The 26,536-nt window shown below is 25.1% G+C and carries 26 protein-coding genes; 14 read left to right on the top strand and 12 right to left on the bottom strand.

Features of this window, described 5'->3' with window-relative positions:
* The 3 genes from Q1J76_RS04695 to Q1J76_RS04685 all read left to right on the top strand — a co-directional run.
* On the top strand, positions 1 to 470 hold a 470-nt coding region (locus Q1J76_RS04695), incomplete at its 5' end, for an oligopeptide/dipeptide ABC transporter ATP-binding protein (RefSeq protein ID WP_300367522.1).
* A gap of 23 nt (positions 471 to 493) precedes the next feature.
* Entirely contained in the window at positions 494 to 2,104 is a 1,611-nt protein-coding gene (locus Q1J76_RS04690; protein WP_300367519.1) for a hypothetical protein, read from the top strand.
* Between the two features lie 10 nt (positions 2,105 to 2,114).
* Positions 2,115 to 3,689 carry an ArnT family glycosyltransferase gene (locus tag Q1J76_RS04685; RefSeq protein ID WP_300367516.1) on the top strand — a complete coding sequence of 525 codons (1,575 nt, stop codon included), beginning with the start codon at positions 2,115 to 2,117 and terminating at the stop codon, positions 3,687 to 3,689.
* Between the two features lies 1 nt (position 3,690).
* Here Q1J76_RS04685 and Q1J76_RS04680 read toward each other — a convergent pair whose 3' ends face one another.
* Positions 3,691 to 4,875, bottom strand: coding sequence for an ATP-binding protein (locus tag Q1J76_RS04680; protein WP_300367513.1), 1,185 nt, complete (start codon positions 4,873 to 4,875; stop codon positions 3,691 to 3,693).
* Positions 4,876 to 5,044: 169 nt separating this feature from the next.
* Here Q1J76_RS04680 and Q1J76_RS04675 point away from each other — a divergent pair, with 169 nt between their 5' ends.
* A complete protein-coding gene (locus Q1J76_RS04675) occupies positions 5,045 to 6,706 on the top strand; it encodes a methyl-accepting chemotaxis protein (RefSeq protein WP_300367510.1) in 1,662 nt (553 codons plus the stop codon).
* Here the strand turns inward: Q1J76_RS04675 and Q1J76_RS04670 are convergent.
* A complete protein-coding gene (locus tag Q1J76_RS04670; RefSeq protein WP_300367507.1) occupies positions 6,703 to 6,837 on the bottom strand; it encodes a hypothetical protein in 135 nt (44 codons plus the stop codon). The two genes, Q1J76_RS04675 and Q1J76_RS04670, sit on opposite strands and share 4 nt — an antisense overlap.
* Before the next feature lie 107 nt (positions 6,838 to 6,944).
* Between Q1J76_RS04670 and purE the strand changes: the two genes are divergently transcribed.
* Both purE and purC read left to right on the top strand, forming a co-directional pair.
* Positions 6,945 to 7,433 carry a 5-(carboxyamino)imidazole ribonucleotide mutase gene (gene purE / locus Q1J76_RS04665; RefSeq protein ID WP_300367504.1) on the top strand — a complete coding sequence of 163 codons (489 nt, stop codon included), beginning with the start codon at positions 6,945 to 6,947 and terminating at the stop codon, positions 7,431 to 7,433.
* Positions 7,434 to 7,521: 88 nt separating this feature from the next.
* Entirely contained in the window at positions 7,522 to 8,238 is a 717-nt protein-coding gene (gene purC, locus Q1J76_RS04660) for a phosphoribosylaminoimidazolesuccinocarboxamide synthase (RefSeq protein WP_300367501.1), read from the top strand.
* 56 nt (positions 8,239 to 8,294) lie between these two features.
* On the opposite strand, the gene Q1J76_RS04655 is transcribed toward purC, so the two are convergent.
* The 3 genes from Q1J76_RS04655 to Q1J76_RS04645 form a co-directional block, all read right to left on the bottom strand.
* Positions 8,295 to 8,780 carry a hypothetical protein gene (locus Q1J76_RS04655; RefSeq protein WP_300367498.1) on the bottom strand — a complete coding sequence of 162 codons (486 nt, stop codon included), beginning with the start codon at positions 8,778 to 8,780 and terminating at the stop codon, positions 8,295 to 8,297.
* A 103-nt stretch (positions 8,781 to 8,883) separates the two neighbouring features.
* On the bottom strand, positions 8,884 to 10,302 hold the full coding sequence (gene purF, locus Q1J76_RS04650; RefSeq protein ID WP_300367496.1) for an amidophosphoribosyltransferase: 1,419 nt from the start codon (positions 10,300 to 10,302) through the stop codon (positions 8,884 to 8,886).
* Between the two features lie 150 nt (positions 10,303 to 10,452).
* Positions 10,453 to 10,650, bottom strand: coding sequence for a hypothetical protein (locus tag Q1J76_RS04645; protein WP_300367493.1), 198 nt, complete (start codon positions 10,648 to 10,650; stop codon positions 10,453 to 10,455).
* Positions 10,651 to 11,318: 668 nt separating this feature from the next.
* Between Q1J76_RS04645 and Q1J76_RS04640 the strand changes: the two genes are divergently transcribed.
* Positions 11,319 to 13,055: an LTA synthase family protein gene (locus Q1J76_RS04640; RefSeq protein ID WP_300367490.1), complete on the top strand. Its 1,737-nt coding sequence runs from the start codon at positions 11,319 to 11,321 to the stop codon at positions 13,053 to 13,055.
* 28 nt (positions 13,056 to 13,083) lie between these two features.
* Here the strand turns inward: Q1J76_RS04640 and Q1J76_RS04635 are convergent, their stop codons facing one another.
* Positions 13,084 to 13,296, bottom strand: a complete 213-nt coding sequence (locus Q1J76_RS04635) for a PepSY-like domain-containing protein (RefSeq protein WP_300367487.1) — start codon at positions 13,294 to 13,296, stop codon at positions 13,084 to 13,086.
* Positions 13,297 to 13,897: 601 nt separating this feature from the next.
* Here Q1J76_RS04635 and Q1J76_RS04630 point away from each other — a divergent pair.
* Positions 13,898 to 14,137 carry a hypothetical protein gene (locus tag Q1J76_RS04630; RefSeq protein WP_300367484.1) on the top strand — a complete coding sequence of 80 codons (240 nt, stop codon included), beginning with the start codon at positions 13,898 to 13,900 and terminating at the stop codon, positions 14,135 to 14,137.
* Positions 14,138 to 14,165: 28 nt separating this feature from the next.
* Here the strand turns inward: Q1J76_RS04630 and Q1J76_RS04625 are convergent, their stop codons facing one another.
* From Q1J76_RS04625 to dhaK, 4 genes are all read right to left on the bottom strand, one after another.
* Positions 14,166 to 14,639 carry an ankyrin repeat domain-containing protein gene (locus Q1J76_RS04625; RefSeq protein ID WP_300367482.1) on the bottom strand — a complete coding sequence of 158 codons (474 nt, stop codon included), beginning with the start codon at positions 14,637 to 14,639 and terminating at the stop codon, positions 14,166 to 14,168.
* 76 nt (positions 14,640 to 14,715) lie between these two features.
* Complete coding sequence (dhaM, locus tag Q1J76_RS04620) at positions 14,716 to 16,158, bottom strand: dihydroxyacetone kinase phosphoryl donor subunit DhaM (RefSeq protein WP_300367479.1); 1,443 nt, start codon at positions 16,156 to 16,158, stop codon at positions 14,716 to 14,718.
* Between the two features lie 24 nt (positions 16,159 to 16,182).
* A complete protein-coding gene (gene dhaL / locus Q1J76_RS04615; RefSeq protein WP_300367476.1) occupies positions 16,183 to 16,803 on the bottom strand; it encodes a dihydroxyacetone kinase subunit DhaL in 621 nt (206 codons plus the stop codon).
* A 43-nt stretch (positions 16,804 to 16,846) separates the two neighbouring features.
* Complete coding sequence (gene dhaK, locus Q1J76_RS04610) at positions 16,847 to 17,842, bottom strand: dihydroxyacetone kinase subunit DhaK (RefSeq protein ID WP_300367473.1); 996 nt, start codon at positions 17,840 to 17,842, stop codon at positions 16,847 to 16,849.
* A 266-nt stretch (positions 17,843 to 18,108) separates the two neighbouring features.
* On the opposite strand from dhaK, the gene Q1J76_RS04605 reads away from it, so the two are divergent.
* The 4 genes from Q1J76_RS04605 (at position 18,109) to Q1J76_RS04590 (ending at position 21,398) form a co-directional block, all read left to right on the top strand.
* Positions 18,109 to 18,813, top strand: a complete 705-nt coding sequence (locus Q1J76_RS04605) for a HEAT repeat domain-containing protein (RefSeq protein WP_300367470.1) — start codon at positions 18,109 to 18,111, stop codon at positions 18,811 to 18,813.
* A gap of 240 nt (positions 18,814 to 19,053) precedes the next feature.
* Complete coding sequence (locus tag Q1J76_RS04600) at positions 19,054 to 20,073, top strand: ABC transporter ATP-binding protein (protein ID WP_300367468.1); 1,020 nt, start codon at positions 19,054 to 19,056, stop codon at positions 20,071 to 20,073.
* 19 nt (positions 20,074 to 20,092) lie between these two features.
* Positions 20,093 to 20,800: an ABC transporter permease gene (locus tag Q1J76_RS04595; protein WP_300367466.1), complete on the top strand. Its 708-nt coding sequence runs from the start codon at positions 20,093 to 20,095 to the stop codon at positions 20,798 to 20,800.
* Positions 20,801 to 20,822: 22 nt separating this feature from the next.
* Positions 20,823 to 21,398, top strand: coding sequence for an ankyrin repeat domain-containing protein (locus Q1J76_RS04590; RefSeq protein WP_300367464.1), 576 nt, complete (start codon positions 20,823 to 20,825; stop codon positions 21,396 to 21,398).
* Here Q1J76_RS04590 and Q1J76_RS04585 read toward each other — a convergent pair.
* Positions 21,378 to 21,662 (bottom strand): hypothetical protein, encoded by a 285-nt coding sequence (locus Q1J76_RS04585; RefSeq protein ID WP_300367462.1) that lies wholly within the window; start codon positions 21,660 to 21,662, stop codon positions 21,378 to 21,380. The two genes, Q1J76_RS04590 and Q1J76_RS04585, sit on opposite strands and share 21 nt — an antisense overlap.
* Positions 21,663 to 22,601: 939 nt before the next feature.
* On the opposite strand from Q1J76_RS04585, the gene Q1J76_RS04580 reads away from it, so the two are divergent.
* Entirely contained in the window at positions 22,602 to 24,134 is a 1,533-nt protein-coding gene (locus Q1J76_RS04580) for a tetratricopeptide repeat protein (RefSeq protein WP_300367460.1), read from the top strand.
* Here Q1J76_RS04580 and Q1J76_RS04575 read toward each other — a convergent pair whose 3' ends face one another.
* Entirely contained in the window at positions 24,135 to 24,818 is a 684-nt protein-coding gene (locus tag Q1J76_RS04575; RefSeq protein ID WP_300367458.1) for a suppressor of fused domain protein, read from the bottom strand. It abuts the gene before it with no gap.
* Between the two features lie 157 nt (positions 24,819 to 24,975).
* Here Q1J76_RS04575 and Q1J76_RS04570 point away from each other — a divergent pair.
* Positions 24,976 to 26,536: phosphotransferase (locus Q1J76_RS04570; RefSeq protein WP_300377909.1), on the top strand; the 1,561-nt coding region annotated here is incomplete at its 3' end.

Genomic DNA, 26,536 nt, shown 5'->3' with positions numbered 1-26,536 from the left:
GAGCTTTGGCAGTTAATCCAGAGTTTATAGTTTGCGATGAACCAGTATCAGCATTAGATGTTTCTATTCAGGCTCAAATTATTAATATGCTTTATGATATGCAGCAGGATATGAAACTTACTTATTTGTTTATTGCTCATGATTTGGCGATAGTTCGTCAGATATCAAAAAGAATAGGTGTTATGTATTTGGGTAATATTGTAGAGCTTACAGACAGCGAATCATTATACACAAAATCAAAGCATCCTTATACTCAGTCTTTGATTTCAGCAATACCTATATCTGAGCCTTCTATTGCAAAAACTAAACAGAGAATAATACTTTCTGGTGAAATACCTTCTCCTATTAATCCTCCTTCAGGATGTAAATTTAGAACCAGATGCCCTAAAGCTGAGGCTATTTGTGCAGAGAAAGTTCCTGAGTTTAGAGAGGTTGAAAGCGAACATTATTGTGCTTGCCATTTGGTATAAGGAGTAATCATAATACGATTTTTATGAAATTAAATAAATATACGATAATACCTATTACTTTATTATTATTTTCAATTATTGTAAATTTTTTTCTTGATTTATATATAATACCTAATAGATATATCTCCATAGATCAGGTTCAGCATTTTTATGATATGAAGAAATGGTATGAAAGCGGAAAATTACCAACTACAAGTTCTAGATTTATAGCTTCTAAAATAATAGATGAAGAATATACAACTCCTAGAGTACCAGGAGGGGCATATTATATTTTTTATACTATATTTTATAAGCTTTCAGGTGAAAATTTATTAATTGCTAGAACATTAAATTTAATATTTAATTTGACAATTTTATATATTTTTATATTTTGGATTTATAAAAGGTTTGGATTATTTATTACAGGCTTTATATCTCCATTAATTTTGTGTAATGGTTATGTTGTTCTTTCAAGTACAGATTTTTGGAATCCTAGTTTATCTTTAATATTTAGTTTTTTGTTGTTTATCTTTTTATTTGAATATATTGATGACTATAATGAGAATGATACTAGAAAAAATATAGTGAGAATTTCTTCTATTCTCATTTTTCCTATATTAGCGATAATAGCACAGGGACATTTTTTTGCATTTTTTTCAATAATTCCTACTGTGATAGTATATCTTATAATTAGATACAAACGTACATTTAAATATATAATGTATTGGATTTTAGGAGTATTTATATCTTTTTTAGAATATTTACCTTATTTAAGATCTGAAATACAAAGTAATTTTTCAAATTTAAAAATGGCGTTTTTGGTAAAAGATGGATTTACTAAATTTCCACTTCCTCAAATACATTCCATAGCCATATTTCCGACGAATGAAATTTCTTTTTTTTATGGTAGTAAATTTGCAAGCATTGTTAATTTTTGGTTTAATCTTTATCCTATAGGTATATTGGGAGTATTGTTTTTAATAATTACTTTAATATTATCTTTTGTATCTATTATAAGAGGCTTGCACTTTTTGTTTAATAAAAAATATAAGGCTGTTTCAAATAATGAAAGAATTTTAATTGAAATGCTGATTATATTTTTTATGCTTATACCATTAACAATATTATTAAATCTTTTTTCTGGACAGTTTGCTAAAATTCATTATATGTATACTTTTTTTGCATTATCATATGTACCAATACTTTTATTATTGGTACAAAAAACAGATATAATTAAATTTAATAATAAATGGTTTTATTTAAGTTCTATTTTAATATTTGTTAATATTTTTGTATTAGCTTTGCAATTGTATACATATATTAAATATTATGAGAAAGATTTAAGTGAGAAGGAACTTAAAAATATGCTTTCGGTTTTAGATGAAAAAGAAGTCAGTATTGAACTTGTATATAGCGGAAGTTATAATTATTTATATAGAGATATTTCTATGGTATATTTTCCTAATATTAATATAAATCAAGTTAATGATTCTACTAATTTTTATATTATTATTAATTTAGCAGAATCCAGATCTAGATCTTTAGAAAGTATTTCTAATTATATGAATTATATTAATACTAATGCCCTTCTAATAACAAATAATTCAACACTTTATATTTATAAGATAGATAAAGAAAAATTTATAAGACCGTAAGGAGTAGATAGTGAAAAGAATAATAATAGTTTTAATATTAATTTCTATAGTTTCGGCTGTCTTTATACATTTTTATGCTTTTAATAGAACAGCTCTTTATATAGATCCAATATACCATCTTTATGATATGAAGCAGTATTATGAAAATAAAACTATTCCTGTTGTTGGAAATAGATTAATGAATCCTGAATATGTTACTGATAATGATACTTATGCCAGAATACCTGGAGGATTTTATTATATACTTTATTTGTTTTGCTATACTTTAGGAGGAAGTTCTCTTACGGGAGCTAGAATCATTTATATTGTACTTTGTATGATCATACTTGCTTTATTTTTATTTTGGACATACAGAAGATTTTCATTATATTTATGTGCGGTATTATCTGCATTAATTTTAACAAATGGATATGTTATTTTTTCTTCAAATGATTTTTGGAATCCTAATATACCTTTAATGCTTTCTTTTATACTTTTTATTGTATTTTCAGAATATGTATCAAATAATGATGAAAAACTTATTTTTGTATCTGCAATGCTTATTTTTCCAATAGAAGCATTAATGGCACAGGGGCATATTGCAGTATTCTTTTCTGTGGTGCCTACAACTATTTTTTATCTTATAATTAGATATAAAAGAACTTTAAAATATATTAAAGCACATTTATTAGGCGTATTTATTTCATTTTTAACATATTTGCCTTATTTAGTTTCAGAAATAAAAAATGGATTTTTCAATACAAATTTAATGCTTCATATGCAAAGCGGTTCAAATTTTAAAGGATTGCCTCAAGTTTATTCAATATTAATTTTTCCTACTAATGAACTTTCTGTTTTGTATGGAACTAATTCTACTCCTATAAATTATTTTTGGTTTAATGAAAATACTTTTGTTATAGGTATGATATTTTTAGTAATTACAGCTGTTATTTCTTTATCAGCATTTATATATTCTATAATATTTTTAATAAAATCAAAAAAGATTAATATGCAAAAAAGTGTCGGCATTATTGAAAGAGAAGGATTTATATTTTATTTATTATTTATACCAGCTACTTGTTTAGCATTTTTTATATTTAAATCAGCTCCGGGAACATTTAGATATTTATATGGTATATTTGCTTTTTCTTTTGTAACTATAATTATATTCTTTAATGAACTTATAAAAAATAAAAATAAGTTATTATTAATAATTATGGTATTTCTTACTTTAAATACTGTAAATATGGGATTTTTTCATATGGTAAGATATTATAATTTATTTGAAGCTCCTTATACAGAAAATAAATTTAGAAATATATTAACTGCAATATCAAAAGATGCTGAGGGAAAACCATTCAAAATAATACCTTATGATGAACATTATTTTGATAATATGAAATTAGCTTACTTTCCTAATTTATATTGGAATAGAGATGATAATTCAAAATTAACTTATTTTATATATTATGAAGTAGAAAATATTAGATTAAAAACTACTGGAAAATCAAAGCCCTATAATGATATAGTAAATAATTTACCTAGTGATGCTAAACTCATTTCAGGAGATGATAAATTAAAAGTATATAAATACATTGAAAAATAGATTATAATAAAGTTTCTATAAACTGCTTTGCCGCTCTAGGGCTTCTTCCAGAACTTCTTATAGCATAACTTTCTGCTTGTTTTATAAGTTCTTCTCTATTCATTTTTATTTTATTATAATCTGCATATGATAGTACAATATCAATAAATAAATCTTTATCAGGTCTTTGAAAAGTTATTACTATTGCAAATCTATTAGTTAAACTCATTATTTGCTGAATTGTATCTTCTATATGAATATCATCACCTGTTCTATCATTAAAATTTTCTTTTATTAAATTTCTATAATTTGAAGTAACATAAACTACAACATTTGTAGGAAAAGAATTGACTCCACCTTCAAGTATTGCTTTTAAATATGTAAAAGTATCATCATTTGATGAGAAAGTTAAATCATCTATAAATATAATAAATTTAAGAGGACTTAAACTTAATTTTTCTATTAAATCAGTTATAAATGATAATTGAGTTTTTTTAACTTCTATAAGTCTTAAACCTTCATCAGCAAACATATTGGCAATAGCTTTTATAGTGCTGCTTTTTCCAGTACCAGCATCTCCATAAAGTAGTATATTGTTTGCTTTTTTTCCATATAACAATGCTTTTGTATTTGATATAACTTTGTTTCTCTCGCTTTCATAACCATATAACTGTTTAATATCCTGTTTATCCTGATATTTAGCAGGTATTATATTTTTCTTATCATCTAAAGTAAACATATTGTTTTTATAAAATATGCCATAACCTTTTGTTGCTATTTCTTTTATATGTGAAATATAGATATCATAGAAATTTATATTTTTACATTCTAATTGTGATATTTTTTTAGAGTGATCGTATTCAAATAAACTACTGAAATCAAAAGATGATAAATAGGAGAAAAACTCCAATTCATTTTTTAATGTTTCTTCTAAATTTTTATTTATACTTTCTTTTCTTGTACATTTATGTATATAAATATTTTCGTCTTTTAATATTTGTTTTAATATATAATCTCCTATATTGTCATTATATTTAAAAAGCTCATATAAGAAATCTGAGTAATAATTGCATACTTTTATTTTATTAGTATCATCATAAACTTCCAAAAATAAAATTAATTTTTTTATCACTTTTGTTTTTAATATATCTCTAAATATTACTATACTAGCAAATCCTATTTTTATATTTAATATTTTATCATTCATAATTTATTTCCATTTTTTATTTCAATCATTTTAAATTTATTATAAAAATATTCAAGTATTTTATATTAATTTTTATATATTTATATAATATTTTATTATATTTTAATATAGGTATTTTAATTATAAATTTATAATGCCGAGAATTATAAAAAACTATCTGAGGTTATATATGAAAATTAGAACTAGATTCATTGTATTTGGTATTTATATATGTTTGGTTACTTTCTTATTAATATATTTGCAATTCAAAATGTTTAGAAGTGTTATTAATTATAGTAATATTTATCAGAATACCATAAAATCTTCAGCTATAGCAAGACAATATCAGCAAAATTCTGCATATTTAACTCAATTTATTAGAAGTTATGTGGCAACAGGAAATGAAAAATATGAAAGAGCTTATAATGATTGTATAGCTATATCAGGAGGAAACAAAGCTGCACCTTTAAATTATGATAGAGGATTATATTGGTCTTTATATTTGGGTAGTGGAAATAAACCGTATCAAGATGGAGAAACTAAATCTTATTCTGATATTATGAGAGATTTAAATTTTACTAAAGATATGTTTGATTATTTACTTTTATCAAAGCAAAGATCTGAAGAATTAGTTAAATTAGAAATGAGAGCTATGAATATAATAAAATCAATTCCGAAGAATGCAGATGGAGTTATAGCTCCTGAATATAAAGAAAGACAATTGGAAGCTATAGAATTAGTTAATGGTGATGAATATGAGAAAAGAGTATCTGAAATAATGGTACCTATTAATCAATTCTTTGATTTGTTAGAAAATAATAATAATATGGCATTACAGAGTGCTTCTAATAATGTTAAAAAAGATACTATATTGTTTTTTATAGTTTTATTATCGGTTGGTATATCTATTGCTATTTTCTTAATATTCTTAGCTAAAATTATAGGAAAAAATTTGGGATTATGTGTAAATTTAGCTTCAGAAATATCCAGTGGAAATTTAACTTCTAAAATAGATGAAAGCTTATTAAAGAGAAATGATGAATTTGCATCTTTACTTAGAAGTTTTAATAATATGATGTCTAATTTAAGAGATATCATTGTCAATGTATTAGACAGTTCTAAAGAAATAGCAGATGCTACTACAGAAATAGCACAGGGTAATACAGATTTATCTACAAGAACAGAAATGCAGGCATCTAGTTTGGAAGAAACAGCTTCATCTATGGAACAAATTGCCTCTACCATAAAATCTTCAGCAGATAATTCGCTTAGAGGCAATCATATGATGCAGGATTCTGAAAAGGCAGTTCAGGAGGCTGGAGAAATCATTGAAGCTACTACTAATAATATAGAACTTGTTTATGATGCTAGTAATAAAATAACTGATATTATTAAGATTATTGAGAATATAGCGTTTCAAACTAATATATTGGCACTTAATGCTGCAGTAGAGGCGGCACGTGCAGGAGAGCAGGGTAAAGGATTTGCAGTTGTAGCTGCTGAGGTTAGAAATTTGGCTCAAACTAGTCAAACTTCTGTTAAAGATATTACAGCATTAATTGCAGATTCTAATGATAAGATCAAAACAGCTACAGATACTGCTAGAAAATCTAAAGAAATATTTATGGATATTGAACAGAAAATAGAGGATACTTCTAGAATTATGCAGGATATTAGTGCTATGGCGGTAGAACAGCAGGCTGGTGTGGATCAGGTAAATATAGCTGTTTCACAGATGGATCAATCTACTCAGCAGAATGCTTCTTTAGTTGAAGAGGCTACAGCTGCTTCTGAGGCATTGATGGGACAGGCTAGAGAACTTGTTGATTTAATGAAGTTTTTCAAAGTCTAATTTTTATAAAAATATATTTGCGGTAAAATATTTTTTAAACATTCAAAACCTATTATAGGAGGTATAATAGGTTCTGTTCTAGGTAGACCTAAATGTGGAAGTAAAGATACTAAATATATGGATAATATCATAAAAAAATAAGCCTGTTTTTTATATAAAAACTATTTGTATAATATATTTGCACTATAGTATATTTTTGTTTATAATATAGTAAAAAATTTATTATTAGGAGAATATTATGAAAGTGGCTATAATATTTGGAAGCAGATCTGATACAGAGAAGATGAAAGGAGCTGCTTCTTGTTTAAAAGAGTTTGGAATTGAGTATAAAGCATTTGTATTATCCGCTCATAGAGTACCAGAACATCTTGAGAAAACTATAAAAGATATTGAAAATAATAATTTTGAAGTGATAATTGCAGGTGCTGGTCTTGCTGCTCATTTACCGGGAGTAATAGCTTCAAAAACTGTACTTCCAGTAATAGGAGTTCCTATCAGTGCTAGTAATCTTGACGGTATGGATGCCCTTTTATCTATAGTTCAAATGCCTAAACCTATTACGGTTGCCACTGTCGGTATTAATAATTCTTATAATGCTGCTATGCTTGCAGTTGAGATGCTTGCTTTAAAATATCCTGAAATCAAAAATAAACTTATAGAATATAGAAAAAAAATGAAAAAAGATTTTATTGCTGATAATGATAAGCCTATAGAATTTGATATTTAATTATTTTTTTATAATATATAGTAAAATAATGAAAAAAGATGTATAATATAAAAGTATATAAAAAGTTTAACTGTATAGGAGTTAATATATGTCCAAAGAAAAAAAAGAAATGATGTATGAAGGAAAGGCTAAAAAGATATATTATACAGATAATGCTGAGCAGATTATTGTTTATTATAAAGATGATGCTACTGCTTTTAATGGTGAGAAAAAAGGTTCTATTAAAGATAAAGGAGTTATGAATAATGAGATAACTTCTCTTCTTTTTAAGATGCTTGAAAAAAATGGAATTAAAACACATTTCATAGAAAAACTAAATGATAGAGAACAGCTTTGTCAGAAGGTTCAAATTTTCCCATTAGAGGTAATAGTTAGAAATTTAATAGCTGGTTCTATGGCAAAGAGATTAGGAATGGAAGAGGGTACAGTTCCTACTAATACTATATTTGAGATTTGCTATAAAAATGATGAATATGGAGATCCTTTAATAAATGATCATCATGCTGTTGCTTTAAAACTTGCTACTTATGATGAATTAAAATATATTTATGAAGTAACTGCTAAAGTTAATAATTTATTGAAAGATGCTTTGGATAAAATAGGTATTACTTTAGTTGATTTCAAAATAGAATTTGGAAAGAATTCAAAAGGAGAAATACTTTTAGCTGACGAAATTACTCCTGATACATGCAGATTCTGGGATAAAGAAACTGGTAAAAAATTGGATAAAGATAGATTTAGAAGAGATTTAGGATCTATTGAAGAGGCTTATATAGAAGTTTTGAATAGACTTAATAATTTATAAAAAAATAAAAGACTTTGCTTAATATTTATACTAGGCAAAGTCTTTTTTATAATATTTTATTCTTCTTCTTTTTGTTTAATTTCTGTTATTTTTACTTCTTTTACTTTTTCATCAGCAGTTTTTTTGAGTGTAAGTTTCTCTTTGTCTTTTTCAGCTATATAGTAATTGTTTCTTAATATATGAACTATATCTTTAGCCCCATTTATACCATCATTTTTTTTATAAGCATAAATAAGTATCTGTATTAATGATATTGTTGAAGGAAGTCCTATATATATAATTGCTATTCCAACTGAAGGAATAGTTGCTATAGAAGAAGCTATTAATGCCTTATCTTTTCCAAACTTTTTTGATGATATTATAGCAGTAACTGCAACTAAAACTCCTCCTATAAGAACACCCCATGCGATTTTACCAGTATTTTTGATATTTGAAATTTTATTTCCGAGTTTATGTGCTATATAAATAACATCATTATCTGAAATTATAGCATCTACCAATTCCTCTTCATTTGTGCATATTTGATAGGAAACTTCTTTCATACTTATAATAACCTCGTTAATTGACTTTTATTATATGATAAATTGATTAATAAAAAAGTCAATTAATTTTTATTTTATTTATAATTATATAATTAAAGTTATGTTAACAGCTCTTTTCAGAATTAATCTTTTTCGGTATATCCGTAGGATAGTTACCTGTAAAACATCCTATACAATAATTATGATTATGCAAAGCTTCAAGCATGTCCTCTATAGTAAGATATTCCAAAGTATCAGCATTAATTTCTTTTCTAATCTCCTCTACAGAAAGTTTAGCACCTATTAATTCTTTTTGGGAAGATATATCAACACCATAATAGCATGGGCTTTTGATAACAGGAGAAGCAGATCTAAAATGTACTTCTTTTGCTCCAGCTTTTCTTACAATATCTATTAATATTTTACTTGTAGTACCTCTTACCAATGAATCATCTATTAATATAACTCTTTTTCCATCTATTAAATGTTTTATCGGATTGAATTTTAATTTAACAGTTTCTTCTCTTGAAGATTGTTCAGGCATAATAAAAGTTCTTCCTATATACCTATTTTTTACTAATCCTATACTATAAGGAATACCGCTTTCTTTGGCAAATCCCAATGCTGCTATAGTACCTGAGTCCTGAACACCTATAACTATATCCGCATCAACTTTATTCTTTTTAGCCAATAATACGCCTGTTTGAAATCTTACATTATAAACATTAATACCGTCTATATTGCTTTCAGGACGTGCAAAATATATATGTTCAAATGCACAAGGATAATGTTTTTTGATATCTTCTTTTGTATATTTAAAAGATTTTACTCCGTCTTCATCTATTATAACCATTTCTCCCGCTTCTATGTTTCTTATGAATTTAGAACCTACCGCATCCAAAGCACATGATTCAGAAGATATAAAGTAATCCCCATTTTCATTTGTACCCAAACATAAAGGTCTTATACCATAAGGATCTCTTACCCCTATAAGTTTTCCGTCTACAACTATTACCAAAGCAAAAGCTCCCTTAATGATATTAATGCATTCTTTTATACCTTCTATAAAATTATTTACAGTTTTTCTAGCTATAAGTTTAATTATTACTTCGGTATCAGAAGTGGCATTGAATGTTGCACCTGACTCTTCTAATTCATATCTTAATTCTTCAGCATTAGTTAAATTTCCATTATGGGCTATTGCTATTTGTCCTAATCTAAAAAGATTTTCAAGAGGCTGGGCATTTTCTATTTTACTCTCCCCTGTTGTAGAATATCTTACATGACCTATGGCTATATTGCCTTCAGTATCTTTGGGTATATTGCTCGAAAATAAATCGGATACAAGTCCCATAGATTTATATGTGAATAAATGTTTGTAATTCGATATTGTAATACCTGCACTTTCCTGTCCTCTATGCTGTAATGAATAAAGAGCATAGTTTAAAGTTTTTAGTATATCTTTTTTTATCTCTTTTGAGTAAATACCAAAAACTCCGCATTCTTCTCTAGGTTTATCATATAATTTGTCAATGTTATTCATATATTATTATAACCAACTTTATTTTTTTATTATTAATTTAATAATATTATAATTATTTTAATTTTTATACAATAGATTTATAAAAAATTATTTATAAAATCATATTCAGGAGAGTGTATTCAGGCAACAAGTTTATCAGGATCTCATTTATCACTTATGTATATTATATGTATCATTTATAGAAGAAAGTAATTGAGATTTATTAGCTCTTACATTATTAATAAATTCTTGAGAATTGACGGCTGTTCTTATGAGTGCTATGCATCTTAAAACATATATCTTCTCATTTATTTTTATATCAGTATATTTATTCATTCTGCTGTCTATTTCAAAACGGTATATCCCCATATGCCAGTAAGGATATTTTTTATATATAGTTTTCTTACTGAAATCATCACTATTACAGCCTTATTGATAATAATACTAAACTCAATACCAAAACCTAAAGAAAATATTTTATAATTGAATTGTTGTATACCTGTAATTTTGCATTTTTAAATCTATAGAACCATTATCTCTGTCTTTTAATCTATAATTAAAAGTATCCCTACTGTATCATATTTCAATCATAAAACTAAAATCAATATCTTTATTAAGTTCTAATCTGTATTCTGCCTGAAATAATATACATACTTCTAAACCTACTTGTGAAGTAACTGCATTATTACTTATATGCTATCATATTTATTTTTCTTATCTTTAGTAAAATAGGAAGAAGTAGTATTATAATAATGAATTCCTAGTCATATACCAAGATGAACAAAAATATATAACTCTAATCCGCTTTTAGCAAACGAAATAAAAGTAAAAGCAAAGAATATTTTAACGCTTGCTTTCATTTTTATTCCTAGTCTTTATATTACTAGCTTATAGTAACATAATATAATATATTATAAAATCGATGTATTTTACATTAGTTATAATTTTTTTATACAAATAATTTATAAAAAATAAATTGTATAAAAAAATATATATATTATAATTTCACAATGTATTTTTTACTTTCGGATGATAAAATGAAAAACAATATATTTAAAAAGAATATTTTCTATATACTATCTTTTGTATTTATTATAGTACTTTACTATTCTATAACTCAATTGTTATTTCCTATGTTTTCTGTAAATAAAATGGATTTTAGCATTATAGATATTTTGTATGTTTATTTATTTGCCATAATATCCTATATACTATCAAATAGGAAGAAATTTATTTCATATTTTTTTATAATAGTTTCTGTATTTTCATTTTACACAATAGAGCCTATAGGTATTACAGTTGAATCAAAACCATTATTTTTTACAGATATGCCTGATTTATATCCTTCACTTATAGAGGTACTTCCTTTATACATGAAAATTATAACAGTTTCTGCTACTATTTTATATTTCGGACTTTTACTTGCTTATGCTTTATATTTTATATATAGACTTTATAAAATATCAAAAACAAATATTCAAAAATCTGTGATAATGACTTTAATAGTAATTTTGGTTACTTATATATCATTTTTTAGACCTATAAAAATTGATTCTTTATATATTGATTACACAGATATATCCAATAAGTACGGAATTATTAATACAATAAGTTATAGAATATCATATGACAAATCTGTAAAAGTAAATGCTAGTAAAGAAAATGTAGAATATGCATATAATTTATTAAAAGAAAAAGAATCAAAAAGGGATATATCAAATTTAATACTTCCATATGATGGTAATGAAAAAAGAGATGTGTTTATAATATTCATGGAATCTTTTTATGATTATGAACATTTCCTTCCATTGATAGATAAGGATCCTTTTCCCAAAGAATACAGAGAATGGGCAAGCAATTCTACAAAGGTTGGACCTAATGATAGCTACGGAAGTTTATTTGCAAGGATATCAGGACTAACTGGTACTTCTCCAATATTTCCCAAAAAACAGAAAACTCCTATATATACAGCTTTGCCTTATTTGATGAAAGAGAATGGGTATCATACTGTAGCTTTAGAAGAATCTGATGTAACTTATTATCTTGATTATTTATTTCCCAATATTGGAATGGAAGATATTGTATTTAATATTGGAATTACAAATATAAAAAATTTTATAAAGACTAATGATTATGATAAGCCTGTATTTGTGTCAGGTTTTACATTAATGGGGCATGCTGGAGGACATATCGATAATGATTTGAATGTATATGGTAATAATAAAAGATTAATGGACAAAATAGATAAAAGAGATATACCTGTACTTATAGAAACTATGGAAAACTCCGCCTTATCTGCAAAGGATATAATAGATACTAAAAATATAATATTAGAAAAATATCCTAATGCAATTATAATATTTAAACATGATCATCTCTATCCGTATTTGAAAACAATAATACATAATTCAAGTATAGATGAAAAGATAAAGAAAGTTTTTTTTGATTCCTATACTATATCTCCAATGCTTATATGGAATGGTACAAATGGTTATTATAAATTTGAAGAAGATGGATTTCCTCCTGAAAATATCCCTATGTTTATAGCTGCTAATACTAGGGTTAATTATACAAACTCTATAATATCTCTTTTGTATAAGGATAAAACTGATAATATTATAAGATTTTATAATAGCTTTTATAGTAATGATAATAAAAAAATATTAAGGCTAGAAGTATCTAAAGATAGTTTATCATATAAAGAAAATAATGCTCAAAGAATATTGTCTGAAGATATATTTAGAGGCAAAAAGTATTTTTATGATTTAAAATAAAAAAATAAGTATTAGCAAAAGCTAACCCTTATTGTACTTTGTTATTAGTATAATTTATACTCAATGATTTTCCGATGTTATCAATATAGATTTCTCTGTTGTTTACTAATTTTATTTTATAGTTTAAATATTCTTTGCCGATTTCTAATATAGCAACTTGAGCATATTTTTTCTGAACAGTTTTTAATATATTAGCAGGTATAAATTTAGTAGGTAATGTAGTATTTTTTTGAAGATACATCAGTACAATCTCCATTTCTATTAAAATCAACTTCTACACTGCTATCTAATTCAACTTTATATGATCTTCTTTAAACTATTAGATCAGTAGGAAAATAAGATTTTATAAAATCTTGAGCTTTTTTAGGAAACTGATTAGTTTGTATTACTATTTCATTAGAAAAAGTACTATACGCAAAAATAATTATTACAGATTGATAAAATTATGTGTTTAAAAATGTTTTTCATAGATAATTCTTTGTTTTTTTATATTATAATCGATAATTAAAATAGTGTTAAGTTCTTTTACAATATTTAAAAAAAATTACTTACAATATTAAAAAGTAAATATAAGGCAAATAATATTTATATTGTGTAAATATATTTTTATGTGTTAATTATATTTTATAATTGAAAATTGTTAAAAAAATTATATTTTTGAATTAAAAACCGTTAAAATTAATTTATTGCAATAGATTTTATATTACTTTACATTTATTTGTCTGTTTTATTATATGTGGGGTTATCTTTTTTATTATTATAATTTTTTAAAATATGATTAAAAAATTGACTTTTTACAAAAAAATATTAAATTACCTATATTAAATTTACTAGGAGTTATTATGTCAGATAATATCATAGATGGATATAGAAAAATCGAAGGCAATTATCCAACTTATAGAGAATATTTAATACATTTTTATTGTAAAGATTGCTCCAATTTTTGGGCAGTAGATGATAAGGAAATTAATATATCAGAAGATGATGATATTACACAAATCGATGATATAATTGAGGATTCAGTATCACATTGTCCTATATGCGGTTCTACGAATATAACTAGAAGCAATAATAATAATTAATATAGATAAAATATATAAGAGAGATAATTTATTTATCTTCTCTTTTATTTTCTATAAAATCAATAATTTCTTTATATTCCATATCTTTAGCTATATTAAGTGCATCTTTATAATCTTCATTTTTTATTTCTAAATTAGCACCATTTTCTATCAATATTTGAGAAGCTTTTATATTGTTATTTTTTACAGCTATTATCAAAGCACTATCACCGCGTACATCTATTTCATTGATATTAGCACCATTTTTTATTAAATACTCTATTGTTTCTATGGCACCATCTTCAGCGGCATACATCAAAGGGGTTTTATTACTGAAATCTTTTGAATTGATATTTACTCCAGAGGCTATTAATCTTTTAATTTTTGAAAGATCACCGTACAAACAGGCTATATGTATACTATCAGAATTTTCTATTTTGATATTTTTTGTTATCTTTTTCATAATAGGCCATAATATTACTATAGCGACTATTACAACTATGATTATGTTGTTGAGATTCATTGTCATTTCCCAATTTATATAAAATTGTCCCCATAATATCTTTATAAAACAATATAAAGTTAGTATAGTAAAACAATTATTTATTTAAATAAATGACTTTTCCTTCTTCATTTTTTGTATCAATTATTATATCTTTTCCTTTAAGTTGCATAGCAGAAGGGAATATAACATAAGGTATGTTTAATGATTTTAATAATATTGCAGCATGCGATACTGAACTTCCATTAACAGAAATAACACCTTTTATATTTTGTCCTATTTCAGTTACAATAGAGGCATATATATTATCTACTATAAGTATTATATTATCTTCATCAGGCATATTGATTTTTACATCTAATAAATATTTTAATACTTGATGTAATATATCTTCTATATCATATTTTCTTTCTTTTATGTATCCATCATCTAAAGCATCAAAACTTTTAAATATATTTTTCATTACTTTATTGTAAGAATAAGCTGCTGAATATTTTTTCTTATCTATTAAATCATACACTTCTTTCAACACATAATCATCAAAAAGCATTGATATATATGTTTCAAATATAAGATATTCATTATTCTGCAAATTTTTCTGTTCGATTATACTTTTTTGAGACAATAAATCTTTTTTTACATTATCAATAGCAGCATTAAGTTTTTCTTTTTCTAAATTACTGTCTTTTATATGCTCTTTTTTTACACTTATACCAAAATACATATACATAGCTTTTCCGCTTACAGTACCCTCAGAAACTATTGTGTAATTGCTGTCTATATCTTTTGATTTATTTGTTTTATTTCTAGTTTCAAATTTTCCATTAACTAAATATTCAAATCTTTCCAAAACCTGTTCAGCATCAGGACCTTTAGCATATATTTCCATTATGTCGCCATATTCTATATTTAATAATGTTACTTTAGTTACACTATCAGCAGATACAGGCGGTTTATGTTTAGTTTTATTAGATATATATACATTGCTTTTTGAATTTGCTATTATATTAATAAACATAAAAACAGGTCTAGCATGAAAACCATTTTCTAATAATATTTTATACTCACCTTTAATATAATCTTTGAATTCTAAATCATCTGATATATCACTATTATATGCATAATCAGCTTTATCTTTTATATACGATATTTTCGGAGTCAAACTATTCAAAGATTCGCTAATAATTTCATTTATATTTTTACCCAAAGAAGATTGTATAGCAGCATTTATACCGCCTTCTATAAATGCTGCCGATATGAGTCTTACATTATTAGATTTTTCTTCTTCAAGCATTGATATTGCAAGTTCCGAACTTATCAAAGCACTTCCCAAATCACAAAATATTATTACTCCGTCATTGGAATATACACTTTCTATAGCATTAAGAACTTCAACTGCATCTGTACCAAGTTCCTGATGATTATCTCCACTTCCTCCTGAAAAAGATATTTTTATATCTGTATTGGTAACTTCTTTTATATATTTTGCTGTAATTTCAGCAAGTTGATAACTATGTGAAACAAATACTAAACTAACCACATTAAATCCTTATTAATATAATTTTTATAATACATTTATCAATTCTTCTATCATCATATATGAAGATGTTGCTCCAGGATCCTGATGACCTTTACTCCTTTCTCCCAAATAGCTAGCTCTTCCCTTAGTAGCTATGATATCTATAGTGGATTTCATACCATTTTCCGATGCAATCAGAACTTTCTTTTTGAAATCTTCTTCATCATTATTTGAATTTTCTTTCATAGCATTAACTGCAGGAAATAAAGTATCAAGCATAGTTTTTTCGCCTTCTTTTGATTTACCTAATGTTGCTATTGCATTAGTTCCTTTATTAAATATATCAGCTATATCATTCAAATTTAATTCATCTTTATTTGAAGAAGCCATACTTGCATTAAGAAAAAAAGTGCCGTATAAAGGACCTGATGATCCTCCTATATTTTTTATTAAAAGAGTAGCGGTTTGTTTGAATATAGAAGATATAGAAGCATTATTATCAAGATTATTAATCATATCTCTTACAAAAGAAAATCCTCGGTTCATATTAATGCCATGATCAGCATCCCCAATATCAGAATCTAATTCTGTTAAATAATCTTTATTTTTTTCATAAGTATTTGATAAATTTATGAGCCACTGTTTAATTTTTTCTTTGTTATACATTTTATACTCCGATTGAATAAACTAAATTAAAAGTTTAAAAAATTTACATTCCCCATCTTAATGCAGCAGTATGAACGGGATAATCCCAAAGTTTTATTATATTATCATTAACTTTCATCAAACTTATAGAAGCACCAGCCATATCTATAGAAGTAACATAATTTCCTACTAAATTTCTTACTACTTTTATTCCTTTTTTTTCAGCTATTTTCATAACATCATTATATAATACATAAAGTTCCATCAATGGAGTAGCCCCCATACCATTAACCATGCAAATAACCTCATCTCCGCTTTTATAGGGTATATCAGAACATATTGCCTCCATCATTATTTCAGCTATCTCATAAGATGTTTTCATACTCATTCTTTCTCTTCCTGGCTCTCCATGTATACCTATTCCCATTTCTATTTCATTATCAGATATGCTGAATGTAGGCTTTCCAGCTGCAGGAACTGTGCATGAAGTAAGAGCCATACCTATAGAACGGGCATTTTCCTTACAATAATTTGCAAATTCTAATACTTTATTTATATCATCACCTCTCTCAGCAGATGCCCCACATATCTTTTCAAAGAATACAGTAGCACCTACACCTCTTCTTCCAATAGTGTATAAACTATCTTTTACAGATACATCATCATCTATAATAATACTTCTAACATCAATACCATCAGCTTTGCATAAATCTTCAGCCATTTGAAAATTCATATCATCTCCAGTATAGTTTTTTACTAAAAATACAGCACCTTTACTGTTATTTAATGCTTTAACCGCTTCTTCCATTTGGTCAGGAGTAGGAGCAGTAAATATTTCACCTGGACAAGCAGCATCTAACATACCATACCCTACAAATCCAGCATGTAATGGTTCATGTCCAGAGCCTCCTCCAGAAATTAAAACTACTTTATGTTTTTTATCACTTCTAGTTACAAATATAGGAGAGTAATTAACTTTAATTATATTTGAGTATGCTTTTTGCATTCCTTCAAGTTCTTCTAATATTATATTATTGATATTATTAATGATTTTTTTCATAATATTCTCCAATTCCAGTAAATTATGATATTATGTTACTTATATTATAGAATACATACATCTTTTTGCAAGAGATTATCATAGAATTTATATTAATTTAATTAAAAATTAAAATTAATTATATTATTAATGTTGCTTTTTGTATAAAATGAAAAATACAGTATATTTATATATGATTATTTTTTTATAAATTTATTAAATTTACTTGCAATTATTGAATAATAATAGTATTATTAGTAGAACTTAATATATTAAGGGGTTGTATAATGCTCAAGAAAATATTTATTGTAACATTAATGTTTGCATTTTCTTTGTCATCTATTTTTGCTCAAGAAACAACAACTGAAACAACTACAGGCGATAAGCCAAGAGAACAATTAACACAAAATTTTGTAGATGCTTTGGCAAATCAAGATGAAAGACTTTTAATATCTGCTATAGAAGGCGGAAGTCCTCAAGTAAAAGCTATGTGCTTTAAAGCTTTGAGTGAAAAAGGTGCTAGTTCTGAAAATTTATTAAATGCAATTAATAGATATGTAAGTTATGGTTTGAATGCACCTTCTCGTCAAAATTCTGATTCTATGGTTCGTTATCAAGCTTTACAGGCTGCAAAATCGGCTAAATCAGAAACTTCTGTAAAGTATATATCTCAAATGTTATATTCTGAACAGGAAACTTCTAATATTATCGCTGCTGCTCAGGCTTTAGGAGAAATAGGTAGCTCTAAAGGTGTAGCTGCTTTACTTTTCCAATTAAGATTAGCTAAAACTCAAGCTATAGTTTATGAAGTTGCTGTTGCTTTAGGTAAAATAGGCGATCAGGCTGCTTTAAGCGATTTAATAGATTTAGCTCAGAATGATCAATATTTTGTTGTTGTTAGACAGGCTGCTGTTGATGCTATAAAAAATATTAAACCTGCTTCAGGCGACGGTGGAAGTACTGCAAATACTGGCGATACTGCTGCTCAGTAATTATTGATTAGTTAATAAAAACATTAATTTAGTTTTGAATAAAAAAGGTCTGTCTATTTATTGGCAGGCTTTTTTATTTTATTATCATTGAATATAATATTAAAAATTCTTTTCTATATCAAATCAAAATCATAATTTTTTATTACTGAAAAATTATTATTTTGCGATAATATAACAATTAACAAACATAAATCTTTAAATAGAAATTTTTATTTATAATAAATATTAAAAGGATTATTGATGATAAAAGTTGATAATATAGTTAAATATTATGGGGAACATCTTGCACTTAAAGGTGTATCATATACTATAAATAAAGGAGAAATAGTAGGTTTTTTGGGACCTAATGGTGCGGGTAAAAGTACTATGATGCGTATTATTACAGGTTATTTGCCTGCTACAAGCGGATATGTTTATTTAGATGATTATGAGGTTTATGATAATCCTATAGAAATTAAAAGAAGAATAGGGTACATGCCTGAAAATGTTTCATTATATACAGAAATGACTGTTATAGATTATCTTAGATTTTGTGCTAAACTAAAAGGGATATCTAGAAAACATATAAAAAGTGCATTAGAAAATACTATAGAAATAACAGGACTTACAAAATATAGAAACAGAATAATAGGTCATTTATCTAAAGGTTATAAACAACGTACTGGTATAGCACAGGCAATAATACATGATCCTGAAGTATTGATATTAGATGAACCTACAAGCGGACTTGATCCTAATCAGCTAATAGAGGTAAGATCTTTGATAAAGAGCTTGGGAGGAACTAGAACTGTTATATTATCAACTCATATATTAAGTGAAGTTGAGGATACTTGTGAAAGAGCTTTAATTATAGACAGCGGCGAATTAATAGCCGAGGATACTATAGAAGGTTTAAAAATGGCTATGGATAAGGAGATTCTCGGAGGAAACATAGAACTTAAAGTGGCAGATAGATATAATGATGCTCTTCTATGCATTAGAGAGGTTGATGGTGTTATACAGGCTGAAGCAAATACATATGGAGATATTCTTATAGAATGTGAGAGAGGAAACGATTCAAGGGCTAAAATAGTTAAGCATTTAGTTAATAATAATTTTGATGTTTTAGAAATCAGAGCTAAAGAGAGATCATTGGAAGAGGTATTCATTTACTTTACAGATAAAAAGAAGAATGAAGATTTTGATAAGTCTAAATATATCAAAGATGTAGTTATTAATGAAAAAGAATTACAGAAAGAAGAAGAAACTATTAATAATTAATTGAGAGGTTAATATAAAAATGAGAAATATATATGTTGTATTTTCAAGAGAAATTCAATCATTTTATGTATCGCCATTGTATTATATATTGGGATTTATATACTTGGCTTTAACTGGATACTTTTTTACAATAGAAATTTATTATAGCAGATTAGCAGTTATGGAAAACACTATGTATAATATTGGTTTTTTTACAATATTATTTCTTTCAATACTTTGTATGAAACTTATAGCTGAAGAGAGAGCTTCAGGTACTTTTGAGCTTATAATGACAGCTCCTATTACTTCATTACAATATGTTTTAGGAAAATATTTATCAGTATTAGTTGTATATGTATCTTTACTTGCTATGACTTTTGTTTATCCTATACTTCTTATGATATTCGGAAAGCCTGATGTTGGTATAATATTCAGCGGATATTTAGGATTATTCCTTTTGGGTACTGCTATACTAGGACTTGGACTTATTGCTACAAGTATATCAAAAAGCCAGTTGGTAGCTGCTATTTTGGGAGTATCTATGGGTATATTTGCTTATATTATCAATTGGCTTAGCGAAATGTTTACAGGGGCAAGTAAGATATTGAATGCCATTTCAATAACAACATATTTCTCAGATTTTACAAAGGGTATGATAGATGTACAGAATGTTATATTCTTTTTAATTTGGGCTGTTGCTTGTATATCAATCTCTACTATGTTTGTAGAATCTTATAAATGGCAGTAATATTATTTAATAAGGATTTTATATGTCCGATATAGTTGAATATGTAAAAAATAATGATATTGAAAATGTAAAAAAATGTTTAGAGGCAGATAATACTTTAGTTGATGCTAGAGATGAAGAATCAAGATTTACAGTATTAATGATATGTGCAAAAAAAGGTTATTTTGATATAGCTAAACTTTTGGTAGAACAGGGTGCCAATATGAATGCTAGAAGTAAAACAGGAATAACAGCTTTGATGTTTGCATGTGCTGAAAAAAAGGTAGAAATTGCAAAATATTTGATAGATTCTGGAGCTGATGTTAATTTGAGGGATAGACCTTTATTTTCTGCTTTACTTTATACTGCTCTTACAAAAGAACATGATATAATAAAGGCATTAGCTGATGCAGGTGCTGATGTTAATGCCAAAAATTTCAAACTTGTAAGTCCTTTGATGTTTGCTGCTGGTATTAATGATATAGAAACAATGAAAATATTGATAGAAGCAGGTGCTGATATAGAGCATAAAAATAAAGACGGAGAAAGAGCTTTAGAATTTGCTATTCGTAAAGAACAGAAGGAAGCAGCTGATTTTTTAAGAAATATTTCTAAATAATTTTTTATTTTTTGATATGCTTATATAAGAAATTATTATACTTTCTAATATAAGAAAAATTGAAAATATTAAATTTGAAAGATATACCTGATTATCTTTATCAATAAAAGTATGAAGTTCTACTCCATTTAATATAATATCGTATATAAGCATAATATTATGAAAAATAGTGAATAGTATACTTCCTGATATAAATATCATCAAAAAAATTTTATTTAATGAATTTTTATCTATATTAAATAATTTATCTATTATAAATTTCATTGCTCTTATGAAAAGATAAAAAATACTAAATATTGATAAACTCAAAGCTAACATAATAGGTATAAATATTATAATTGTAGTGAGCATATTTTTATTATACTATATACATATCTTTTGTCAATTTAAAAACATTTAACATAGTCCAAGTTAATTATAGTAATACATTTCATGGCAGATATTATTATGAATAAATACTTTATTTTTATATTGATAATATTAATGTGATATAAATGATGATAGACTTTTTATATATTCAGAGTATGGCAATTATGAATGGGTTGTAGAGTCATTAAATAATGGAATCAATGTAATATACTCGATAGTGATAAAATATTTCCTTTGATGCTTGCTTCTTTTAATGGACATGAAAATATAGTAGATGTACTTATACAAAATGGCTAATATTAATCTAGTTAATAATTTCGTATATGATGCTCTTATGGCGGCTGCTTCTCAGAGATATTTTAATATTTTGACACTTTATTAAAAAAATGGTCTTATATAAAAAAGAGCAATAATGAACGAAACAGTATTCTTATAGAAGCATGTTTTTCTAAAAGTTTAGATATAATAAATAAAATATTGGAATATGATATAGATATAAATCATCAAAATAATATGTGATATACTGCATTGATACAGACTTTAATAAATGGATATGATGAATCTGTTAATATTCTACTTGATATTGCAATTATGAGAGAAAATATTTATGTAATTTAGACTTTGCTTAAATATATGCTAATATTAATACTTTAGATAATTCTTCAAACAATGCTTTGGATTATACTTATGATACAAACAATGAAAAAATTATTAATATGATTAAAGAATATTACGAGAATAATAAGATTTAAAAAAAATCTTTTTAGTTATCATAATTTATTTGTTTTATAAAATGCAATCCGATAAATAATCTACTAATATCGGGATTTTTGTATGGAAGAAGAGCATAATTTTATAAAAACTAATAAGAATTATGAACCTGAAGTAGAAAAATACTCTTCGAAAAATATTATGTTAATAACTGTGTTCCTGATTTTATTGATTGCTGGAATATGTTATTGGATATATAACTCAAATACCTATTCAAAAAGCTATTCATATAAAAATGATTTGCAAACTAATACTCAATTAAGTAATAAAAATGATATTCTAAATAGAAATAATATAAAGAAAAATTTATATTACTTAATGGAAATAAAATATGATGAATATATATCACCTCGAATAAACAGTCTTAATGCATTTATAGATAATAGCGGATTACTAAATATCGATACAAGAACTATAAGTATTATATTTGCTGCTACTGTATTTACTCTTATAGCATCTTTATTTTTATTTAGAGATAATAAAGAAGCTATTGAAACTAATAAGGATAAAAATATTAATGATATTGAATATAAAGACAGTAATTATGATAATAAAATAAATTCTATAGATTTAAATGATGATGATAAAACTATAAATACAAATGATGATGGAGATAAATTAGTTTTAAAAAATAATTACTATAAATATAATAAGAATGCTGACAATGTATATTGGAATGTTGTTAAAAAAAATAAGAATGATGAAAATTTAAATATTAATGAATTATCTATAATGGCTTTAAAAGAGGTTGAAAATGGAAATGATGATAATGCCATTAATATATATACTCAAATATTGAGTTTTAATGATAATAATACTGCCATGTTAAAGAGCAGAGCTTTACTTTTTAATAAGAAATATGAAGAAACATCAGAAGATAAATATTTTGAGGCGGCTTTAAAAGATTATAATAAAATCATTGATATTAATAGTTTTAATGGAGAAAATAGTACTAATACTTTGAAAAACAGATCTGTTCTTTATACTAAAAAATACCATTATACTGCTAATGAAAATTATTTTGATTTAGCATTAAATGATTATAATAGTGTAGTTTCTGATAATAATGAAGATGATTTGAGTACATTGCTTATATATTCAGATCTTTATAATGAAAAATATAAAAACACTCATGATAAGAAATATTTTAATATGTCTTTAGATAATTATAATAAGGCATTAAATATAGATAATAATAATGTATCTATTTATATAAATAGAGGCTGGTTATACTTAATGGATTATAAAATTTGTAATGATATAGATAGTTTGAATAAAGCTGAAATTGATATTAATAATGGACTTAATATAGAAAAAAAGAATTTTTATCTTTTAAATAATAGTGCTATAACATCTCTATATAAATATAAATTAGAAAAACAGGTAAAAGATTTGAAAGAAGCTGAATATAATTTTTTGCAGTCTATAAAAAATAATAAATCAAATTCTGTTTTAGCTGAAAGTTATTATTATTTATCATTAGTTTATGATGAATATTCAAAATTAACAACTATTACCGCAGAGAAGATGAAAGAATACACAGAGAAAAGTAAACATTATTTGCTGGAATCAGAAAAATTAGGATATAAAAAATAATTATATAAAAGATTCTCTATTGTAGTCTGTAATATCTGTTCCTATTTTTTGAGCCAATTCTCTTACAGTAATTTTTTTTTCATATATTGCATTAAGTTCACGGTCAGTGACACCCAATAATGCAACAAATATTACTTTTCCATTATGAGTATCAATTTCACCTGCTTCATCTGGTAAAGTTATAAAGCCTGTAATTTTTGATTTTTGTTTTGCATCTATTCCCTCTTTCTGTTTTGTCCATATATATTCATAAGGATTGAAAATAGCTCCGCTTTCGAATACATATCTTGCAAGCTGCTGTAAGAAACCTATAACTGTTTTGATTTCATCATTTTGGGCATCATCATTTTTATTATTGTTTATTTGATTATCATTCATTTTTAATTTGAAAGTAAGTTCAAAACCAAATCCGCTGTATTCTTTATTATCTGATTCTTTCTTATAAAGCTCACTGAATCCATATGTTACAAAATGATAATATCCTTCTCCTATGTAAACACTTATTCCGTCAAGAGGATCCTGTCCTCCAAGTTGATATGATATTATAGGTCTGTAATGCAAAGGTTCTTTTTGGTTTGGATATATTTTATCAAAAGTTTTATTTATAGCATCGAATCCTGAAGTATTTATCTCATCATCATTCAATTTTTCATCATTTTTTAAATTTTCTATATTTTTATCCATATAGTATACCTTATAATCAATTTTAATGATATTTAATCATATTTTTTAATTTTGTCAACAATATAAAATGACAACTTTATATTATATTTTTGACAACTATTATTGACTTAATTTCTATATATGTTATATTATCAATATAAATACATATTAAGGATATATGGACTTGGATAAATCAGATAAAAAAAATAGAATGCTTGAATTATTAAAAAATAATAATCTTAATTATAAAGATTTAATTTTATATTTGATAAAAGAAACAAAAGGAAATAAATCTGATTATGATACTATAAAAACTAATTTTTCTAAAATGGTTTCAGGTGAAAGAAATTTTAAATATGAGTATATACCTCTAATAGAGAGAAAATTAAAAACTACTCTAGACTATATCATTAATGGATATAGCGAAGAGCTTAATGGTTTTATACCTAGAGGATTAAGATATACTGCATTTACTGATGACTATCAAAAATATCAAGGGCTATTAGATGAACTAAAATTAAAAGATAATATTCTTTCTGTATATGATGAATATGAAAAAAATATAGCTGATTATATTATTGAACAGAAATCATTAAATGGTATTAAGTATTTAATTGATAATAATTTGATAAATAATCTTAGTGCCAAAAATATATTTTCTATTATTGATATTATAATAGAAAAAGAGCCTAAGTATTTAACAAATATATTGAATTTCCATTTATATTCTGAAAAAGTATTTGATAATGTATTGAAAAAAGATGATATTACTATCACTATAAATGGAGCTTTTAATTTTGTTAATGTATTTAAAGATGATATATCAAAGTATGAAAATTTGATATTAGAAATTTTTAAAAATGATAATCTTTTTAATTTATTTTTTTTAGAAGAAGGCAGTTTATCAATAAATAAATTTTTATATGAAGATAATAATTATAAAATATATTCTTTCAATATTATGATTTTATTATTTATTGATAGAATAATAAATTCTAATTCCATTTATAAGATATATAAAGGAGAGGAGAAATTAAATAAGATTATTTCTTTTATAAACAAATATAATGATTTTTTATATAAAGAGCTATATGAAGAAGAAATAAATACAGCAGATGTATCAATAGAGTATTTAAAATTAGATAATATAGATAAAGAAATTTATTCTGAGAATTTATATTTTTTCTTATGTAAGCAGAATAATAAGGCTGGTTTAATTTTTAGAAATGATAAATATAAAAAGTCTGTAATTAAGGATACTCTCAAAGAAGAATTTTCAAGATTGGAAGAAAAATTTGTCAAATCTAAAAGTATAAAGAATAATAAGATCATATTCAAAGGAAATAAAATTTATAAGATCAGATCTAAGAATGAGAAAGAATATGAATTTCTTAAATTAATGCAAAATAATAATTATAATAAAGTACCAAGATATTATGGTTATGAAGATGGGTATGATATATATGAATATATAGAAGGAACTACAGAACAGTATATTTATATGATGCCTTTAGAAAAAATATATCAGGTTCTTGATGCATTAAAAGAAATTAATGAAATATCTAAAAAACATCTTAATGGAAAAGTTTATGTTCATAATGATTTAAGTTCTCCTAATGTAGTTTTTGATAATAAAGGAAAATTAAAAGCTATAATTGATTGGGAGCATTGTAAAATCGGAGAGGAACATGAAGATTTAATTTATATTATATGGACTTGGGCTAATATTGGGGCATTAG

The sequence above is a fragment of the Brachyspira sp. genome (genome assembly GCF_029258575.1).
GTDB lineage: Bacteria > Spirochaetota > Brachyspiria > Brachyspirales > Brachyspiraceae > Brachyspira.
The sequence above is the reverse complement of the archived record's forward strand: the minus strand, read 5'-3'. Positions and strand labels throughout refer to the sequence as shown.

What these genes read in the sequence shown, in the direction of transcription:
- Q1J76_RS04605 (WP_300367470.1), top strand. Translation starts at nt 18,109, where the DNA reads ATGCTCAAGAAAATATTTATTGTAACATTAATGTTTGCATTTTCTTTG.
- Q1J76_RS04590 (WP_300367464.1), top strand. Translation starts at nt 20,823, where the DNA reads ATGTCCGATATAGTTGAATATGTAAAAAATAATGATATTGAAAATGTA.
- Q1J76_RS04580 (WP_300367460.1), top strand. Translation starts at nt 22,602, where the DNA reads ATGGAAGAAGAGCATAATTTTATAAAAACTAATAAGAATTATGAACCT.
- Q1J76_RS04645 (WP_300367493.1), bottom strand. Translation starts at nt 10,650, where the DNA reads ATGGGGATATACCGTTTTGAAATAGACAGCAGAATGAATAAATATACT.
- dhaK (WP_300367473.1), bottom strand. Translation starts at nt 17,842, where the DNA reads ATGAAAAAAATCATTAATAATATCAATAATATAATATTAGAAGAACTT.
- Q1J76_RS04575 (WP_300367458.1), bottom strand. Translation starts at nt 24,818, where the DNA reads ATGGATAAAAATATAGAAAATTTAAAAAATGATGAAAAATTGAATGAT.
- Q1J76_RS04675 (WP_300367510.1), top strand. Translation starts at nt 5,045, where the DNA reads ATGAAAATTAGAACTAGATTCATTGTATTTGGTATTTATATATGTTTG.
- Q1J76_RS04600 (WP_300367468.1), top strand. Translation starts at nt 19,054, where the DNA reads ATGATAAAAGTTGATAATATAGTTAAATATTATGGGGAACATCTTGCA.
- dhaL (WP_300367476.1), bottom strand. Translation starts at nt 16,803, where the DNA reads ATGTATAACAAAGAAAAAATTAAACAGTGGCTCATAAATTTATCAAAT.
- Q1J76_RS04595 (WP_300367466.1), top strand. Translation starts at nt 20,093, where the DNA reads ATGAGAAATATATATGTTGTATTTTCAAGAGAAATTCAATCATTTTAT.
- Q1J76_RS04630 (WP_300367484.1), top strand. Translation starts at nt 13,898, where the DNA reads ATGTCAGATAATATCATAGATGGATATAGAAAAATCGAAGGCAATTAT.
- Q1J76_RS04640 (WP_300367490.1), top strand. Translation starts at nt 11,319, where the DNA reads ATGAAAAACAATATATTTAAAAAGAATATTTTCTATATACTATCTTTT.
- Q1J76_RS04585 (WP_300367462.1), bottom strand. Translation starts at nt 21,662, where the DNA reads ATGAAATTTATAATAGATAAATTATTTAATATAGATAAAAATTCATTA.
- purC (WP_300367501.1), top strand. Translation starts at nt 7,522, where the DNA reads ATGTCCAAAGAAAAAAAAGAAATGATGTATGAAGGAAAGGCTAAAAAG.
- Q1J76_RS04625 (WP_300367482.1), bottom strand. Translation starts at nt 14,639, where the DNA reads ATGAATCTCAACAACATAATCATAGTTGTAATAGTCGCTATAGTAATA.
- Q1J76_RS04635 (WP_300367487.1), bottom strand. Translation starts at nt 13,296, where the DNA reads ATGTATCTTCAAAAAAATACTACATTACCTACTAAATTTATACCTGCT.
- Q1J76_RS04655 (WP_300367498.1), bottom strand. Translation starts at nt 8,780, where the DNA reads ATGAAAGAAGTTTCCTATCAAATATGCACAAATGAAGAGGAATTGGTA.
- purF (WP_300367496.1), bottom strand. Translation starts at nt 10,302, where the DNA reads ATGAATAACATTGACAAATTATATGATAAACCTAGAGAAGAATGCGGA.
- purE (WP_300367504.1), top strand. Translation starts at nt 6,945, where the DNA reads ATGAAAGTGGCTATAATATTTGGAAGCAGATCTGATACAGAGAAGATG.
- Q1J76_RS04690 (WP_300367519.1), top strand. Translation starts at nt 494, where the DNA reads ATGAAATTAAATAAATATACGATAATACCTATTACTTTATTATTATTT.
- Q1J76_RS04680 (WP_300367513.1), bottom strand. Translation starts at nt 4,875, where the DNA reads ATGAATGATAAAATATTAAATATAAAAATAGGATTTGCTAGTATAGTA.
- Q1J76_RS04670 (WP_300367507.1), bottom strand. Translation starts at nt 6,837, where the DNA reads ATGATATTATCCATATATTTAGTATCTTTACTTCCACATTTAGGTCTA.